Source organism: Pseudomonas sp. GW823-FHT06B06 (genome assembly GCF_058795195.1).
In genome coordinates this window covers 43986-60562 of the sequence record NZ_JBXAHO010000040.1, presented here as the reverse complement: position 1 = coordinate 60562, position 16577 = coordinate 43986, and the positions used below count along the sequence as shown (strand labels likewise).

Here is a 16577-nt window from a genome sequence, read left to right as displayed (position 1 = left end):
GTCAACAGTCAGAATCGAGCCTTGTCCCTCCTCCTCCCTTCAAGTCCTACCATACAAGCGAGCCTGCTCGCGAAGGCAATATCAGCCGCGCAGACTGATTACTGGCCAGCCCCGCTTCTCGGCCTCGGCGCGCAAGTTCGGATCCGGATCGACCGCCACCGGGTTCGCCACCTGCTCCAGCAACGCCAGGTCATTCATCGAGTCGCTATAAAAGTAGCTGTCCTCGAGGTTGTGCCCGGTTTCTTCCAGCCAGCGATTGAGCCTTGTCACCTTGCCTTCACGGAAGCACGGTACATCGGTACTGCGCCCGGTGTACCGGCCGTCCTGTATTTCGCATTCGGTGGCGATCAGGGTCTCGACGCCCAGGCGCGCGGCAATCGGGCCGGTCACGAAGCGGTTGGTGGCGGTGATGATCACCAGTTTGTCGCCGGCATCGCGGTGTTGGGCCAGCAACTCGATCGCCTTGGGCAGCAGGATCGGTTCGATGCAGTCGCGCATGTAGTCGCTGTGCCATAGATCCAGGGTGGCCATCTCGGTACGGCCGAGCACTTCCAGGCAGAAGTTCAGGTAGGCGTCGTTATCGAGCTTGCCAGCCAGGTAGTCCTGGTAGAACTCATCGTTACGGGCCTTGTAGGCGACGGCGTCGAGGAAGCCGCGTTCACAAAGGTAATCGCCCCAGGCATGGTCACTGTCGCCGCCCAGAAGCGTGTTGTCCAAGTCGAATAAAGCCAGCCGCATTGCAGTTACTCGCTGAAAAGTCTGTAGAAAGGCGTCCAGAATACGGACTTTTCACAAGAGTGCACATAACGTAGGCCGGCGCGTTGCTGCCTTAACAACCTTTGTGGAACAATGCGATGACATGCGTTTGCGAGGTTGTTGCCGTGATCGACCCCGATGGTTTCCGTCCTAATGTCGGGATCATTCTCACGAATGATGCCGGCCAGGTGCTATGGGCTCGCCGTATCAATCAAGATGCCTGGCAGTTTCCTCAAGGCGGGATCAACCCCCAGGAGACGCCGGAAGACGCCTTGTACCGCGAGCTGAACGAAGAAGTGGGCCTGGAGCGCGAAGATGTTGAAATACTCGCCTGCACTCGGGGCTGGTTGCGCTATCGTTTGCCGCAACGTCTGGTCAGGACGCACAGCCAACCGCTGTGCATCGGCCAGAAGCAGAAATGGTTTCTCCTGCGCCTGATCTCCAATGAGCAGCGGGTGCGGATGGATTTGACCGGTAAACCGGAATTCGATGGCTGGCGCTGGGTCAGTTATTGGTATCCGTTGGGCCAGGTGGTGACATTCAAGCGCGAGGTGTATCGACGCGCCCTCAAAGAGCTTGCCCCGCGCCTTTTAGCGCGCGACTGACGACGGAGTTCGACCCCGAGCCATGCTCAATACGCTGCGCAAGATCGTCCAGGAAGTTAACTCCGCCAAGGATCTCAAGGCGGCGTTGGGGATTATTGTGTTGCGCGTCAAAGAGGCCATGGGCAGCCAGGTCTGCTCGGTCTACCTGCTTGATCCCGAGACCAACCGCTTTGTGTTGATGGCTACCGAGGGCTTGAACAAGCGCTCGATTGGCAAGGTCAGCATGGCGCCCAATGAAGGTCTGGTGGGTTTGGTCGGCACGCGTGAAGAACCCCTGAACCTCGAAAACGCCGCGGATCACCCGCGCTACCGCTACTTCGCCGAAACTGGTGAAGAGCGCTACGCTTCGTTCCTCGGGGCGCCAATCATCCACCACCGCCGTGTCGTCGGTGTGTTGGTTATCCAGCAAAAAGAGCGCCGCCAGTTCGATGAAGGCGAAGAAGCCTTCCTCGTGACCATGAGCGCGCAACTCGCCGGGGTTATCGCCCACGCCGAGGCCACCGGTTCGATCCGTGGCCTGGGCCGGCAGGGCAAGGGTATCCAGGAAGCCAAGTTCATCGGCGTGCCGGGCTCGCCCGGCGCGGCGGTCGGTACGGCGGTGGTCATGCTGCCGCCGGCCGACCTGGACGTGGTGCCCGACAAGACCATCACCGACATCGAAGCGGAACTGGGTCTGTTCAAGACCGCCATCGAAGGTGTGCGCGCTGACATGCGTGCGTTGTCCGCCAAGCTCGCCACGCAATTGCGCCCGGAAGAGCGCGCGTTGTTCGACGTCTACCTGATGATGCTCGACGATGCGGCGCTTGGCAGCGAAGTGACCACCGTGATCAAGACCGGGCAGTGGGCCCAGGGCGCGTTGCGCCAAGTGGTCACCGATCACGTCAACCGCTTCGAATTGATGGACGACGCTTACTTGCGGGAGCGTGCGTCGGACGTCAAGGACCTCGGTCGTCGCCTGCTCGCTTATTTGCAGGAAGAGCGCCAGCAAACCCTGGTCTATCCCGACAACACCATCCTGGTCAGCGAGGAACTGACGCCGGCCATGCTCGGCGAGGTTCCGGAAAACAAGCTGGTGGGCCTGGTTTCGGTGCTTGGCTCCGGTAACTCCCACGTTGCGATCCTTGCCCGGGCCATGGGCATTCCAACGGTGATGGGCCTGGTGGACCTGCCGTATTCCAAGGTCGACGGCATAGGCATGATCGTCGACGGTCACCGCGGCGAGGTCTACACCAACCCCAGCGACGTGCTGCGCAAGCAGTTCGCCGAGGTGGTCGAAGAAGAAAAGCAACTGGCCCTCGGGCTGGATGCGCTGCGCGATCTGCCGTGCATCACGGTCGATGGCCACCGCATGCCGCTCTGGGTCAACACCGGCCTGTTGGCGGATGTGGCGCGCGCGCAAAAGCGCGGGGCCGAAGGCGTAGGTCTGTACCGCACCGAAGTGCCGTTCATGATCAACCAGCGCTTCCCGAGTGAAAAGGAACAGCTGGCGATCTACCGCGAACAGCTGGCCGCTTTTCACCCACAGCCAGTGACCATGCGTACCTTGGACATCGGCGGCGACAAGTCGCTGTCGTACTTCCCGATCAAGGAAGACAACCCGTTCCTCGGCTGGCGCGGCATTCGTGTCACCCTCGACCACCCGGAAATCTTCCTGGTGCAGACCCGCGCCATGCTCAAGGCCAGTGAAGGCTTGAACAACCTGCGGATTCTGCTGCCGATGATCTCCGGTACCCATGAGCTGGAAGAAGCCCTGCACCTGATCCACCGGGCCTGGGGCGAGGTTCGCGACGAAGGTTGCGACGTGCCGATGCCACCGATTGGCGTGATGATCGAGATTCCGGCAGCGGTGTACCAGACCAAGGAGCTGGCGCGACAGGTGGACTTCCTGTCGGTGGGTTCCAACGACCTGACCCAGTATCTGTTGGCCGTGGACCGTAACAACCCGCGAGTAGCCGACCTGTACGACTACCTGCACCCGGCGGTGCTGCAAGCCCTGCAAACCGTAGTGCGTGACGCCCATGCCGAAGGCAAGCCAGTGAGTATCTGCGGCGAGATGGCCGGTGACCCGGCGGCGGCGGTGCTATTGATGGCGATGGGTTTCGACAGCTTGTCGATGAACGCCACCAACTTGCCGAAGGTGAAGTGGATGCTGCGCCAGATCAACTTGAGCAAGGCCAAGCAGCTGCTCGCCGAACTGATGACCATCGACAACCCGCAAGTTATCCACAGCTCGCTGCAATTGGCGCTGAAGAACCTGGGGTTGGCACGGATGATCAATCCGGCGGCGATCAAGCCTCTCTGAATTGGCGACACCCCCTTCGCGAGCAAGCCCGCTCCCACATTTAACCGTATTTCAAATGTGGGAGCGGGCTTGCTCGCGAAGAGGGTCGCACGAATAACGCAACACTAAAGCCGAATATCCACTTCCCCAAGATGCCCGCCAAACGGCCCAAAACTCCGTTCGACCAAATGCCGCGAGCCATCCGCCCGCACAATCAACGCCGTACTCGCCCGCGTCCCATAACTCTGGCTGGCAATAAACACACTCGACAGCAGCGTCTCGGTGGCCAACCCCACTCCGGTGTCCGGCAGGTCTGCAAACGGCGCTTGCTGTGAATCGCCGAGCAAGGCCAGCAAAGAGTGCGGTTGCGGATCATCCAGTACCTCGCCTAGTGCCGCCTTGGCCCTGAGCAGTTTCGGCCACGGCGTATCCAGCCCGGCGTTCGACAGGCCGTAGATCCCCGGCGGTAGCATCACCGCTTCCGATTCCCGCGCATTGAAATGCCACAACTCATTGGCGTTGCCGATCAGTAAGTTAAATCCGCCATATTCAGGCGAACGGGCGACAACGTCGGCTAAATAGTCATCAATTGGCACATCTTTGGTGAGGAATCCCGCCACTAACTCACCGCGAGACCGGCGCCCTGGCGGTCGATGCGGATCGCGGATGTTGGTCAGCGCCGCAAAGCGCCCGTTGACGCCGACACCGAGCCAGGTTCCTCCCGCCTCCAGGTCTCGCCCGGCGTGCACCTGGGGGGCCTCGGGCCATTGCGCCAGTGGCAGGCTGGGGCGGGCATAAAATTCGTCGCGGTTAGCCGCCACGATCAGCGGTTGGGCGTGGCCCGGTCGCCAAGCAAAAACAATCAGGCACATAAGGTGATCCTTGTGTGTTTTTTTCCCACTCTACGCAGTCATCGTGCGGGTATCCATCGCCATCCAGTGGAGCCCGAGGCCATGCATCCGTTACCATGCCGCTCCGATTTTGGGGTTGGGAGGGGAAAAGCATGGAATTTCTGCTCTATCTGGCGCTCGGCGCCTGTGCCGGAGTGCTGGCCGGGCTGTTCGGCGTGGGGGGCGGAATCATCATTGTCCCGGTGCTGGTATTCAGCTTCAAGGCGCAGGGGTTTGATCCGTCGATCCTCACGCACCTGGCCGTAGGCACCTCGCTGGCGACGATTATCTTTACCTCGGTCAACGCCATTCGGGAGCACCATCGCCGTGGAGCGGTACGCTGGCCAATTTTTGCGTGGATGACCCTGGGCATTCTGATCGGTGCGGGTTTTGGCGCGCTGACTGCCGAAGCGATCTCCGGGCCCAACCTGCAAAAGATCATCGGCGTGTTTGCCTTGGTCATTGCTGCGCAGCTGGCGTTGGAACTCAAGCCCAAGGCCAGTCGAACGGTGCCGGGTAAACTCGGTCTGACCGTAGCCGGCAGCGTAATTGGCTGGGCTTCTGCGATTTTCGGGATTGGCGGCGGGTCACTGACCGTGCCGTTCCTGACCTGGCGCAGCGTGCCGATGCAGCAAGCGGTCGCTACGTCCTCTGCCTGCGGCCTGCCGATTGCGCTGTCCAGTGCATTATTTTTCATGATTCTGGGCTGGCACGATCCGTTGCTTCCGGCCCATAGTCTCGGTTTCATTTATTTGCCGGCGCTGTTGGGCATTGCCCTGACCAGTATGGTCTTCGCCCGCTTCGGCGCGCGACTGGCGCACAATCTGTCGCCAAGGTTGCTCAAAAGACTGTTTGCCGCTTTGCTGTTTGGCGTCGGCCTGAAGTTTCTAGTCTGAAGCATCTGCTCTGACGCACGACACAATCCTGGCTTAATCCTGAGGTGACAGCGTCGCCCGGGAATTGATTTGAACTCATGAGGAGTCGCAATGCTGCCTTACCCGCAGATCGACCCGGTGGCCTTGGCCATCGGTCCGCTGAAAATCCACTGGTACGGGTTGATGTACCTGATCGGCATCGGCGGCGCCTGGCTGCTGGCGTCGCGCCGGCTGAACCGTTTCGACCCGACCTGGAACAAGGAGAAGCTCTCCGACATGGTGTTCTGGATGTCGATGGGGGTGATTGTCGGTGGTCGCCTGGGTTATGTGCTGTTCTACGATTTGAGTGCTTATATCGCCAACCCGCTGTTGATCTTTGAAGTGTGGAAGGGCGGGATGTCGTTCCACGGCGGGTTCATCGGCGTGATGTTGGCAGCCTTGTGGTTCGGTAAAAAGAACAACAAGTCGTTTTTCCAGCTGATGGACTTCGTCGCGCCGATGGTGCCGATCGGCCTGGGCGCCGGGCGGATCGGCAACTTCATCAATGCCGAGCTGTGGGGCAAGGCTACCGATGTGCCGTGGGCGATGGTCTTCCCGACTGATCCGGCACAATTGGCACGTCACCCGTCGCAGCTGTATCAGTTTGCGCTCGAAGGCGTCGCGCTGTTCCTGATCCTGTGGCTGTTTTCGCGCAAACCGCGGCCGACCATGGCGGTATCGGGGATGTTCGCGCTGTTCTATGGCATCTTCCGTTTCATCGTCGAGTTCGTCCGCGTACCGGATGCGCAACTGGGCTATCTGGCCTGGAACTGGCTAACCATGGGCCAGGTGCTCTGCGTGCCGATGATCGTCGGCGGGTTGTTCCTGATCTGGCTGGCGTATCACCGCGCCCCGGCGACTCCAGCGGCAGCTGTATAAAATTCGAATCCCGCAGCGATGCTGCGGGTTCAAGGACACAGGTAATTCATGAAGCAATATCTCGAACTGGTCGCCCACGTCATCAAGAACGGCACCAAACAGGCCAATCGCACCGGCGTGAACACCATCAGCTTCCCGGGTGCCATGCTGCGTTACGACCTGCAGGAAGGTTTCCCGGCGATCACCACACGCAAGATGGCCTTCAAATCGGCCATTGGCGAGATGTGCGGTTTTCTGCGTGGCGTGAACAATGCCGCGCAATTCCGTGCGTTGGGCTGCAAGGTCTGGGACCAGAACGCCAATGAAAACGCCCAGTGGCTCGCCAACCCGTTCCGCCAGGGTGAAGACGACCTCGGCGAGATCTACGGCGTGCAATGGCGTAAATGGCCGGCGTACAAGCAGATCCCGGTCAGCAATCCGGCCGCCATCGAGCAAACCCTGAAGCAGGGTTATCGCCAGATTGCCGAAGGTGAAGAGGATGGCCAGGCCTACGTGGTGTTGTACAAGGCCATCGATCAGGTTCGCCAGTGCGTCGACACCATCATCAAGGATCCGGGCAGCCGCCGTATCCTGTTTCACGGCTGGAACGTCGCACAACTCGATGAAATGGCCCTGCCGCCGTGCCATCTGCTGTACCAGTTCCACCCGAATGTCGAGACCAGGGAGATTTCCCTGACCCTCTACATCCGTTCGAACGACTTGGGCCTGGGCACGCCGTTCAACCTCACCGAGGGCGCCGCGCTGCTAAGCCTGATCGGTCGCCTGACCGGCTACACGCCGCGCTGGTTTACCTATTTCATCGGCGACGCCCACGTTTACGAAAATCACCTGGACATGCTCAACGAACAGCTCAAGCGCGAGCCGTTCCCGATGCCCAAACTGGTGATTTCCGACCGCGTACCGGAGTTTGCCAAGACGGGTGTTTACCAGCCGGAGTGGCTGGAACTGGTGGAACCGAGTGATTTCTCGCTGGAAGGCTATGAACACCATGCGCCGATGACCGCGCCAATGGCGGTCTGAAGCCTGCCGTCAGATCGTTCCCACGCTCTGCGTGGGAATGCCGCCATGGACGCTCCGCGTCCACTGTGACGCGGAGCGTCACGGGATGCATTCCCACGCGGAGCATGGGAACGATCCTCTACTACTAATGGCCGTGGCTACGGCCGACATGTGAATGCTCAACCTCGGTCGCCACAACCCCGCCACTCACTTCCAGCCTCTGCAAAATCCCGCATTGATCAACATCCGGCCCTTCGCCACAGCGTTGGCGCAGGTCGAGCAGTTGTGTCTGCAACGCCAGCAAACCATCGATCCGCGCCTTGACGTGATGGATATGCTCGTCGATCAGCGCATTCACGCTTTCACATTGATCCTGCGGACTGTCGCGAAAGGCCAGCAGGCTGCGAATTTCTTCAAGGGTCATGTCGAGGGTGCGGCAGTTGCGGATGAAGGTCAGGCGTTCAGCGTGGGCCTGGGTATAGACCCGGTAGTTGCCGTCGCTGCGGGCCGGCTCCGGCAGCAGGTTCTCGCGTTCGTAGTAGCGAATGGTTTCCACGGCGCAGTCAGTGAGTTTGGCCAGCTCTCCAATCTTCATGACGGCAATCTCCAAATAGGTGCTTGACCCTATAGTGGCTACAGGGTCTTTACTTGGCAACAGGCACCTTCAAGGACGCGACCCGATGAGCGATTCCCTTCACACCCACAAACCCGAGGCTGATCACGATCACAGCCATAAACTCAAGCCTGTGCACAAACATGTGCATGGCGGCCCCGGGGATTCCTGCTGCTCCGCCAAAGTGGCGGCGCCGTCGCTGATCAAGTTGAACGAAACGCCGACCGCCAACGCGCGGTTGAGCACTTTCCGCATCGAGGCCATGGATTGCCCGACCGAGCAAACGCTGATCCAGAACAAACTCGGCAAGCTGGCGGGTGTGCAGCAGTTGGAATTCAACCTGATCAACCGTGTGCTCGGCGTAACCCACGACTTGACAGGCACTGCACCGATCATCGACGCCATCAAGTCCCTCGGCATGCAGGCCGAGCCGCTGGAGCAGGGTGTTGAAGCGCCCGCCCCGGCGCCGGTGAAAAAGCCTTGGTGGCCATTGGCGTTGTCGGGTCTGGGTGCGCTGGTGGCCGAAGTGATTCACTTCACCAGTGCTGCACCGAATTGGGTGGTGGCGGTCATCGCTCTGGTCTCGATCCTCAGTGGCGGCCTCGCAACCTACAAGAAGGGCTGGATTGCCCTGAAGAACCTCAACCTGAACATCAACGCCTTGATGAGCATTGCGGTGACCGGTGCAATCCTGATCGGGCAATGGCCGGAAGCGGCGATGGTGATGTTCCTGTTTACAGTGGCCGAGCTGATCGAAGCCAAGTCGCTGGACCGGGCGCGCAATGCAATCAGCGGCCTGATGCAGATGGCGCCGGAGCAGGCCACGGTGTTGCAAGCCGATGGCCGCTGGATTGCGCAAAACGTCAAGTCCATCGAACTCGGCGCGCGGGTGCGGGTACGCCCCGGTGAGCGGATTGGCCTGGACGGTGAAGTGGTGTCGGGCAGTTCAACGATCAACCAGGCACCGATCACGGGTGAAAGCCTGCCGGTGGAGAAAACCGTTGGCGACAAGGTATTCGCAGGCACCATCAATCAGGCCGGCTCCCTGGAATATGCCGTGACTGCTGAAGCGAACCATTCGACGCTGGCGCGGATCATTCACGCCGTCGAGCAGGCTCAAGGCGCGCGGGCACCGACCCAGCGCTTCGTTGACCGCTTCTCGAAAATCTACACCCCGGCGGTGTTTGTCCTGGCCCTGGCGGTGGCGGTGATTCCACCGCTGTTCATGAATGCGCTGTGGTTTGACTGGATCTACCGCGCGCTGGTCCTGCTGGTTGTCGCCTGTCCTTGTGCCTTGGTGATTTCCACGCCGGTGACCATCGTCAGCGGCCTCGCGGCGGCGGCGCGCAAAGGTATTCTGGTGAAGGGCGGTGTCTATCTGGAGGGTGGCTACAAGCTCGACTATCTGGCGCTGGACAAGACCGGCACGATTACCCACGGCAAGCCGGTGCAGACTGATTATCTGGAGCTTGATCCCAAGGCCGATGCCTCGGTGCCGGCAATTGCCGCAGCACTGGCCGGTCGATCGGATCACCCGGTGTCGTTGGCCATCGCCAATGCCGCTGTGGATAAACAACACCCGCTGTTGATTGTGGATAACTTCGAGGCGCTGGCCGGGCGTGGAGTGCGCGGTGACATCAACGGCCAAACCTATCACTTGGGCAACCATCGGCTGGTCGAAGACCTGAACCTGTGCTCGCCGGAGCTGGAAGAGACGCTGTTCGCGCTGGAAAAACAGGGTAAATCCGTAGTGCTGCTACTCGATTCATCCGGCCCATTGGCGCTGTTTGCCGTGGCCGACACAGTGAAGGAGTCCAGTCGCGAAGCGATCCAGCAACTACATGACCTGGGCATCAAGACCCTGATGCTGACCGGCGACAATTTCTACACCGCCGAGGCGATTGCCGCGCAGGTTGGCATCGACCAGGCACAAGGGGATCTGCTGCCCTCTGATAAATTGCAAGCCATCGAAGCACTGTATGCTCAGGGCCATAACGTTGGCATGGTCGGTGACGGCATCAACGATGCGCCCGCACTGGCGCGCGCCGAAATTGGTTTCGCCATGGCTGCCGCTGGCACAGACACGGCAATCGAAACCGCCGATGTCGCCCTGATGGACGACGATCTGCGCAAAATTCCGACTTTCATTCGTCTGTCGCGACAAACCTCGAGCATCCTCAAGCAGAACATTGCCCTGGCATTGGTCATCAAGGCGATCTTTCTTGGGGTAACCTTCGCCGGGCTCGCCACCATGTGGATGGCGGTGTTCGCTGACATGGGTGTGAGCCTGTTGGTGGTGTTCAATGGCTTGCGCCTGCTGCGCAAATAAACGATGAGGGACAGTTGTGCTGAGTGCCGAGCTGAAGGCGTTTTACATGGTCGCCCGCCTGGGCAGCATCACCCTGGCAGCGAAAAAGCTCGGTTTGAGCCAACCCACGGTGACCACCCAGATTCGCAACCTGGAAAGCCAGTACTCAGTTGAGTTGTTCTACCGGGGCGGCCGTCGCCTGAGCGTCAGCGATGAGGGCGCGCGGCTGTTGCCGATGGTCAAGGGACTGCTGCAACAGGAAGCCGACATCGAGTTCTTCCTGCGTAACAGCGGGCAGGTCCAGGGCATGTTGCGCATCGCCGCTACGGCGCCGTACTACATCCTCGACTTGGTGAAAACCTTCCGCGAACGCCTGCCGCAGGTGGAGGTGTCGGTGGAAATCGGCAACTCCCAGCAGGTGCTCGAAGCTTTGGAGGAGTACCGGGTGGATGTTGCGGCATCTTCGCAGTTGCTGGAGGATGCGCGGCTGATTCGACGGGTGCTGGGCAGCGATCCGCTGGTGCTGGCGGTGCATCGCAATCATCCACTGGCGGTCCACGATCACGTGCCGCTGGGCGCATTGGCAGGGCACACATTGTTGATGCGAGAACCGGGTTCGACCACCCGGCGTTTGACCGAAGAGTTGCTCGCCAGCGCCGGTGTCGGTTTCGGGCCGCTGCTGGAGATTGGCAGCCGCGAATCGATCCGTGAGGCGGTGTTGCGCAATATCGGCATCAGCATTATTGCCCGCCAGGAAGTGCCGCATGATCCGCAACTGCGCGTGCTGACCATCGAGAATGCGCCGCAGATTCCGGAGTACCTGTACTGCCTCAAGGAGCGAAAAAACGCGCGGTTGCCAGCGGCGTTTCTGGGATTGGCGCAGGAAATGTCCCCTGCCTGAATCTCTGGTGTCTATGCCGACCTCTTCGCGAGCAGGCTCGCTCCCACAGGGGCGTGCGGTCAACTGTGGGAGCGAGCCTGCTCGCGAAGAGGTCAGTCCAGGCAACCAAAATCCTTGAATATCACTATCGGCGGTTTTTGCCTCACTGCCACATGACGGACGCATTACAACCCTAGGATGGCCCCATCTGCCAGATGAGGTCCGTCCATGAACAACTCGATCACAACTGCCCTGACCAACCCTGGCGCACCGATGAAGGTGCGCGGTGTACAGAAGCGCTTTGGCGCGTTTACTGCGCTGGATAACGTTTCCCTCGACGTGGCGGCCGGTGAGCTGGTGTGTTTGTTGGGCCCATCGGGCTGCGGCAAGACCACCTTGCTGCGTTGCATCGCCGGGCTGGAAAAGCAGGACAGCGGCGAGCTGTACCTGGGCGATCGCGACGTTTCCCACCTGGCGCCCCAAGCGCGGGACTACGGCATTCTGTTTCAGTCCTACGCACTGTTTCCCAATCTCACCGTCGAAGCGAACATTGCCTACGGTCTGGCCGGCAGTGGCCGCGAACAGGTGCGTCAGCGTGTCGGTCAGATGCTGGAACTGGTCGGCCTGAGCGGCAGTGAGAAAAAGTACCCGGGCCAGTTGTCCGGTGGACAGCAGCAACGCGTAGCGCTGGCTCGCGCCTTGGCCCCGGCACCTTCGTTGTTGCTGCTGGACGAACCGATGTCGGCACTCGATGCCCGCGTCCGTGAGCACCTGTGCACCGAACTGCGTCAGTTGCAGCGCAGCCTCGGCATCACCACCCTGATGGTTACCCACAACCAGGACGAGGCCATGCTGATGGCCGACCGCATTGCCGTGATGAACAACGGCCAAGTCGAGCAGTACGCCACGCCGCAGGAAATCTACAACCGTCCGGCCACGCCGTTCGTGGCGGAGTTCGTCGGCCAGGGCAACTGGCTGCCTTTCAGCCGCAACAGCGACAGCCACGCCCAAGTCGGCGGGATGAACCTGCGCCTGGCCGACGGCAGCGCAAAAAATGCCTCGGGTCGTTTGTTCTGTCGCCCGGAAGCGATCAACGTCAATCCGCCGGTGCATGAAGAAAATCTGTTTCCGGCCAGGGTTCGCGAAATCACCTTCCTGGGTAATCGCTGTCGGATGAGCTTCGAGCTCGACCATTTGCCTGGCCACGCACTGTTGGCCGAGCTGGCACCCGAAGCCATGCCGCGTCTTGGCGCGCAGCAGATCATGGTGGCTTTGCCGCCACAGAGCCTGCAGGTGTTTGCCTGATGAATTCGAACATCGCGCTGCCGCTGACGCACAAGCAGGTGCGGAAGTATTCCCGTGCCGAACTGGGCGACCGGCTGTTCGTGGTCGGCGGCAAAGTCCTCTTGCTGGTGCTGCTTGGCGTCGCGGTACTGATGCCGTTGCTGGCCATCTTCTGGCGTGGCTTCAGTGCCGAAGCCGGGCAGGGCGGAGGCTGGCTGGCTGCTCAAGAATTGATCAGCAGTGCCAATTTCCATTGGTTGCTGGGCAACAGCCTGAAGGTATCTCTCAGCGTCGCCGCCATTGTCGTACCACTGGCCTACCTGTTTGCCTACGCCCTGCAACGCACCCTGATTCCCGGCAAGGGCATCTGGCGGGGGATTTCATTATTGCCGCTGATGGCGCCTTCGATGCTGCCGGGGATTGCCCTGGTTTATCTGTTCGGCAACCAGGGCCTATTACGCGGCTTGCTCTCGGATAACATCTACGGCTTCTGGGGCATCGTTCTGGGTGAGGTCATCTACACCTTCCCACACGCCTTGATGATTTTGCTGTCAGCGCTTTCCCTGGCGGATGCGCGCCTGTTCGATGCCGCCTCGAGTATGGGCGCCAGTCCGGCAAAAGCCTTTCGCAGCATCACCTGGCCGGCGACCCGTCAGGCGGTATTTGCTGCGTTCTGTCTGGTGTTCACTCTGACCATTACTGACTTCGGTGTACCCGTGGTGGTCGGAGGCGACTATCAAGTGCTGGCACTGGAAGCCTACAAGGCGGTGGTCGGCCAGCAACAGTTCGGTCGCGGAGCGTTGATCGGCATGGTGCTGTTGCTGCCGGCGCTGTTCAGTTTCGGGGTCGATGCCTGGTTGCGCCGGCGTCATGGCGATTCCATGAGCGGTCGGGCGCAAGTCTTTAAACCGGCACCGTCGAAGCTGCGCGACGGCTGCTACCTGGTCGTGGTTCTGCTGATCTGCGCCGCGTTGCTAATGGTGTTCGGCATGGCGGTGTTCTCATCGCTGGTGAAATTCTGGCCGTACAACCTGTCGCTGTCGCTCAACCACTACCAGTTCAACGACACCGCGGGTGGCGGCTGGCTGGCCTATGGCAACAGCGTGAAGATGGCGTTATGCACGGCGCTGATTGGCAGCCTGTTGATCTTCACCGGCGCCTACTTGATGGAGAAAACCAAGGGCCAGCGCGGGCTGAACCTGACCCTGCGCATGCTCAGTTTCGTACCGATGGCGGTGCCGGGCCTGGTGCTGGGCTTGGGTTACGTCTTCTTCTTCAACCTCACCGGCAACCCGCTGCATGTGCTCTACGGGACCATGACCCTGCTGGTTGTCTGCACCATTGCGCATTATTTGACCACTGCGCAAATGACCGCCACCACCGCGCTGCGCCAACTCGATGCCGAGTTCGAAGCCGCCGCGCTGTCACTCAAGGCGCCGCTTTATCGGCATTACTTGCGGGTCACCGTGCCGATTTGCCTGCCGGCGCTGCTGGATATTGTGCGCTACCTGTTCGTCTCGGCCATGACCACCGTCTCGGCAGCGATCTTCCTCTATAGCCCCGACACCATTCTCGCGGCGGTCGCGGTCCTGAACATGGACGACGCCGGCAATGTCGGTGGTGCGGCGGCGATGTCGACCCTGATTCTGTTCACCTCGGCGGGTGTGTCCTTGCTGCTGGCCTGGGCTTCGCGCGGTTTGCTGCGTCGCTCGCAAGCCTGGCGGCAGACCGCGCCTGGTCACTGATTCACCCTCTCAACTCAACTACAGGAAAAGATCATGTTCAAGCCTATGGCCCTGGCCGCTGCTGTCCTCACCGCTTTCAGCCTGAACGCCTTTGCGGCGAAAACCGAGTTGACGGTGTACACCGCCCTCGAAGCCGAGCAACTCAAGACCTACAAGCAGGCGTTCGAAAAAGCCAACCCGGACGTCGAGATCAAATGGGTGCGCGACTCCACCGGCATCATCACCGCCAAATTGCTCGCCGAAAAAGACCGCCCACAAGCTGACGCCGTATGGGGCTTGGCCGCATCGAGCCTGGCAATCCTCGACCAGCAAGGCATGCTGCAAAGCTACGCGCCCAAAGACCTTGGCAAGATTGGCGGCAACTACCGCGACGCCGCCAACCCGCCAGCCTGGGTCGGCATGGACGTGTGGGCCGCGACCATTTGCTTCAACACCGTCGAAGCTGAAAAGCAGGGCCTGAGCAAGCCCGTGAGCTGGCAAGACCTGACCAAGCCAGAGTACAAAGGCAAGATCGTCATGCCCAACCCGGCGTCTTCCGGCACCGGTTTCCTTGACGTCAGCGCCTGGCTGCAAACCTTCGGCGAGAAGCAGGGCTGGGCCTACATGGACGGCCTGCACCAGAACATCGGCCAGTACGTTCACTCCGGTTCCAAGCCCTGCAAACTGGCGGCGGCGGGGGAGTTCCCGATCGGTATTTCCTTTGAATACCCGGCTGTCCAGCTCAAGCGCCAGGGCGCGCCGCTGGACATCATCCTGCCGAAGGAAGGCCTGGGCTGGGAGATCGAAGCCACGGCCGTGATCAAGGGTACCCAACATGAAGACGCCGCGAAGAAACTCGCGGACTTCTCGGCCAGCCCCGAGGCGATGGAGCTTTATAAAGAAAACTTCGCCGTACTCGCACAGCCGGGAATCGCCAAGCCGCAGACCGAGTTGCCAGCTGACTATGAACAGCGCTTGATCAAGAACGACTTTGCCTGGGCTTCGAAGAATCGCGACGAGATTTTGACCGAATGGCGCAAGCGTTATGACGGCAAGTCCGAGAAGGTGGCGGCCAAGTAAATCTCCGCCGCCTGAAAGGGCATCTTCGCGAGCAGGCTCGCTCCCACAGGGATCGTTGGTGTGCACACAATTTGTCCATCACCTTGTCCACTGTGGGAGCGGGCTTGCCCGCGAAGGCGGTCTACAATTCAGCACTCATCCCACTTCATCGCGAGACTTCTGATGAGCCCCAACGAACAAGCAGTCGCCAAGGTTTTCGCCCTCTACGAACGCTTCGGCGATGCCGACTACATCGGCGAGCCGGTGTCGCAGATCGAGCACATGTCCCAGGCCGCGCAGTGCGCGATGGCCGAGGGCTTCGATGACGAAGTGGTGCTTGCCGCTTTTTTCCATGACATCGGGCACATCTGCGCCGAAGGCGCCGAGAATATGGGCGGCTTTGGCGTGGTCAGCCATGAACGGCTGGGCGCCAATTACTTGCGCAGCGTCGGCTTCAGCGAGCGCATGGCGCGGCTGGTGGAGTACCACGTGCAAGCCAAGCGGTATCTGACGCTGAAAGAGCCGGGGTACTACGAGCGCTTGAGCGAAGCCAGTCGCCGGACCTTGGAGTATCAGGGTGGGGTGATGTCGACTGCCGAGGCAGAGGCGTTCGAACAAGACCCGCTGTGCACGGTGAGTTTGCGCATGCGGCAGTGGGATGAGATGGCCAAGGAGATGAACGTACCGCTTCTGGATCTCGATATTTTGAAGCGCAAGGCTCTGGGCCTTTTGCCCAAGGTGGCTTGAACGACAAGTGCTGCTGAAAAAACCTACACGAGGTAGAGATTATTCGCGCAGAGGGTTTCAGCGGTACGGGATAGCTTGATCACCCTATTTTGATCTGAGCTATCCCCATGCGTTATTTGAAAATCACTGCCCAGGACCGCAGCGCAAACGGCAGGGCTGACACCGTGCTCCTGCATTTCTTCGAAGAGACTAACGGTGCCGAAGATCGGCTCGTTCACAAGGCATATGCACTGGATATCACTGCCGATGGCAAAGTTGATTTTCAGGTTGGCGATGTGAATAGCGACGGTAAGGAAAACACTAAGGACGAACGGTTACTCAAATCGTTTTCAGACGCGTTCCTGCGGCTCAATTGGTTCAATCGTGGAACTACCTGGGAGCGTTATCTCAAGATATTTACAGAGGACTTTGCCAGGGACGGCTCGCCAGACACCGTACGCCTGCACTTTCATGAGGGTGTCGGCAAACCTTCAGATCAAAGCATCGCTTACACCGCCTCGGCCTACGACACCAATAACGACGGCAAGCTGGACTGGCTGGTCAATTACGACATGAATAACGACGGCAATCAGGATGCGGTGGACCAACAGCTTGTCATGGTGTTGAGCACCACCTATGTGAAGTTCAACTGGCGCTGA

Annotated in this window: 15 protein-coding genes; 12 read left to right on the top strand and 3 right to left on the bottom strand. The window is 60.1% G+C overall.

Annotation, left to right across the window (positions count from 1 at the left end; genetic code table 11):
- Positions 1-81: 81 nt before the first annotated feature.
- Positions 82-738, bottom strand: coding sequence for a histidinol-phosphatase (locus AC1Q8Q_RS26785; RefSeq protein WP_033041947.1), 657 nt, complete (start codon positions 736-738; stop codon positions 82-84).
- A gap of 143 nt (positions 739-881) precedes the next feature.
- Here AC1Q8Q_RS26785 and AC1Q8Q_RS26780 point away from each other — a divergent pair, with 143 nt between their 5' ends.
- A complete protein-coding gene (locus AC1Q8Q_RS26780; protein WP_007897732.1) occupies positions 882-1361 on the top strand; it encodes an RNA pyrophosphohydrolase in 480 nt (159 codons plus the stop codon).
- A 22-nt stretch (positions 1362-1383) separates the two neighbouring features.
- Positions 1384-3663, top strand: coding sequence for a phosphoenolpyruvate--protein phosphotransferase (ptsP, locus tag AC1Q8Q_RS26775; RefSeq protein ID WP_020797325.1), 2280 nt, complete (start codon positions 1384-1386; stop codon positions 3661-3663).
- Between the two features lie 104 nt (positions 3664-3767).
- Here the strand turns inward: ptsP and AC1Q8Q_RS26770 are convergent, their stop codons facing one another.
- Positions 3768-4514 carry an NRDE family protein gene (locus AC1Q8Q_RS26770; RefSeq protein ID WP_168759092.1) on the bottom strand — a complete coding sequence of 249 codons (747 nt, stop codon included), beginning with the start codon at positions 4512-4514 and terminating at the stop codon, positions 3768-3770.
- 131 nt (positions 4515-4645) lie between these two features.
- On the opposite strand from AC1Q8Q_RS26770, the gene AC1Q8Q_RS26765 reads away from it, so the two are divergent.
- The 3 genes from AC1Q8Q_RS26765 to AC1Q8Q_RS26755 all read left to right on the top strand — a co-directional run bounded on the left by AC1Q8Q_RS26765 (position 4646) and on the right by AC1Q8Q_RS26755 (position 7345).
- Entirely contained in the window at positions 4646-5428 is a 783-nt protein-coding gene (locus tag AC1Q8Q_RS26765; protein WP_020797327.1) for a sulfite exporter TauE/SafE family protein, read from the top strand.
- Between the two features lie 90 nt (positions 5429-5518).
- Complete coding sequence (gene lgt, locus AC1Q8Q_RS26760; RefSeq protein ID WP_033041945.1) at positions 5519-6325, top strand: prolipoprotein diacylglyceryl transferase; 807 nt, start codon at positions 5519-5521, stop codon at positions 6323-6325.
- 48 nt (positions 6326-6373) lie between these two features.
- On the top strand, positions 6374-7345 hold the full coding sequence (locus AC1Q8Q_RS26755) for a thymidylate synthase (RefSeq protein ID WP_020797329.1): 972 nt from the start codon (positions 6374-6376) through the stop codon (positions 7343-7345).
- 124 nt (positions 7346-7469) lie between these two features.
- Here AC1Q8Q_RS26755 and cadR read toward each other — a convergent pair whose 3' ends face one another.
- Positions 7470-7919, bottom strand: a complete 450-nt coding sequence (cadR, locus tag AC1Q8Q_RS26750; protein WP_020797330.1) for a Cd(II)/Pb(II)-responsive transcriptional regulator — start codon at positions 7917-7919, stop codon at positions 7470-7472.
- An 85-nt stretch (positions 7920-8004) separates the two neighbouring features.
- On the opposite strand from cadR, the gene AC1Q8Q_RS26745 reads away from it, so the two are divergent.
- From AC1Q8Q_RS26745 to AC1Q8Q_RS26715, 7 genes are all read left to right on the top strand, one after another.
- Positions 8005-10266 carry a heavy metal translocating P-type ATPase gene (locus AC1Q8Q_RS26745; protein WP_033043526.1) on the top strand — a complete coding sequence of 754 codons (2262 nt, stop codon included), beginning with the start codon at positions 8005-8007 and terminating at the stop codon, positions 10264-10266.
- Positions 10267-10282: 16 nt separating this feature from the next.
- Complete coding sequence (locus AC1Q8Q_RS26740) at positions 10283-11146, top strand: LysR family transcriptional regulator (protein ID WP_020797332.1); 864 nt, start codon at positions 10283-10285, stop codon at positions 11144-11146.
- 207 nt (positions 11147-11353) lie between these two features.
- The gene (locus tag AC1Q8Q_RS26735; RefSeq protein WP_033043524.1) at positions 11354-12430 is read left to right on the top strand and encodes a putative 2-aminoethylphosphonate ABC transporter ATP-binding protein; all 1077 of its coding nucleotides are present in this window, start codon (positions 11354-11356) and stop codon (positions 12428-12430) included.
- Positions 12430-14154, top strand: a complete 1725-nt coding sequence (locus tag AC1Q8Q_RS26730) for a putative 2-aminoethylphosphonate ABC transporter permease subunit (RefSeq protein ID WP_033043523.1) — start codon at positions 12430-12432, stop codon at positions 14152-14154. Before AC1Q8Q_RS26735 ends, AC1Q8Q_RS26730 begins: the two co-directional genes overlap by 1 nt.
- A gap of 33 nt (positions 14155-14187) precedes the next feature.
- A complete protein-coding gene (locus tag AC1Q8Q_RS26725; RefSeq protein WP_020797335.1) occupies positions 14188-15213 on the top strand; it encodes a putative 2-aminoethylphosphonate ABC transporter substrate-binding protein in 1026 nt (341 codons plus the stop codon).
- Between the two features lie 162 nt (positions 15214-15375).
- Complete coding sequence (locus AC1Q8Q_RS26720; protein WP_492615717.1) at positions 15376-15939, top strand: phosphonate degradation HD-domain oxygenase; 564 nt, start codon at positions 15376-15378, stop codon at positions 15937-15939.
- 107 nt (positions 15940-16046) lie between these two features.
- Positions 16047-16577, top strand: a complete 531-nt coding sequence (locus AC1Q8Q_RS26715; RefSeq protein ID WP_492615716.1) for a hypothetical protein — start codon at positions 16047-16049, stop codon at positions 16575-16577.

Excerpts from the sequence above, each read along its gene's own strand:
- ptsP (WP_020797325.1), top strand. The coding sequence starts at position 1,384 with ATGCTCAATACGCTGCGCAAGATCGTCCAGGAAGTTAACTCCGCCAAG.
- lgt (WP_033041945.1), top strand. The coding sequence starts at position 5,519 with ATGCTGCCTTACCCGCAGATCGACCCGGTGGCCTTGGCCATCGGTCCG.
- AC1Q8Q_RS26770 (WP_168759092.1), bottom strand. The coding sequence starts at position 4,514 with ATGTGCCTGATTGTTTTTGCTTGGCGACCGGGCCACGCCCAACCGCTG.
- AC1Q8Q_RS26725 (WP_020797335.1), top strand. The coding sequence starts at position 14,188 with ATGTTCAAGCCTATGGCCCTGGCCGCTGCTGTCCTCACCGCTTTCAGC.
- AC1Q8Q_RS26765 (WP_020797327.1), top strand. The coding sequence starts at position 4,646 with ATGGAATTTCTGCTCTATCTGGCGCTCGGCGCCTGTGCCGGAGTGCTG.
- cadR (WP_020797330.1), bottom strand. The coding sequence starts at position 7,919 with ATGAAGATTGGAGAGCTGGCCAAACTCACTGACTGCGCCGTGGAAACC.
- AC1Q8Q_RS26735 (WP_033043524.1), top strand. The coding sequence starts at position 11,354 with ATGAACAACTCGATCACAACTGCCCTGACCAACCCTGGCGCACCGATG.
- AC1Q8Q_RS26730 (WP_033043523.1), top strand. The coding sequence starts at position 12,430 with ATGAATTCGAACATCGCGCTGCCGCTGACGCACAAGCAGGTGCGGAAG.
- AC1Q8Q_RS26785 (WP_033041947.1), bottom strand. The coding sequence starts at position 738 with ATGCGGCTGGCTTTATTCGACTTGGACAACACGCTTCTGGGCGGCGAC.
- AC1Q8Q_RS26745 (WP_033043526.1), top strand. The coding sequence starts at position 8,005 with ATGAGCGATTCCCTTCACACCCACAAACCCGAGGCTGATCACGATCAC.
- AC1Q8Q_RS26755 (WP_020797329.1), top strand. The coding sequence starts at position 6,374 with ATGAAGCAATATCTCGAACTGGTCGCCCACGTCATCAAGAACGGCACC.
- AC1Q8Q_RS26715 (WP_492615716.1), top strand. The coding sequence starts at position 16,047 with ATGCGTTATTTGAAAATCACTGCCCAGGACCGCAGCGCAAACGGCAGG.
- AC1Q8Q_RS26720 (WP_492615717.1), top strand. The coding sequence starts at position 15,376 with ATGAGCCCCAACGAACAAGCAGTCGCCAAGGTTTTCGCCCTCTACGAA.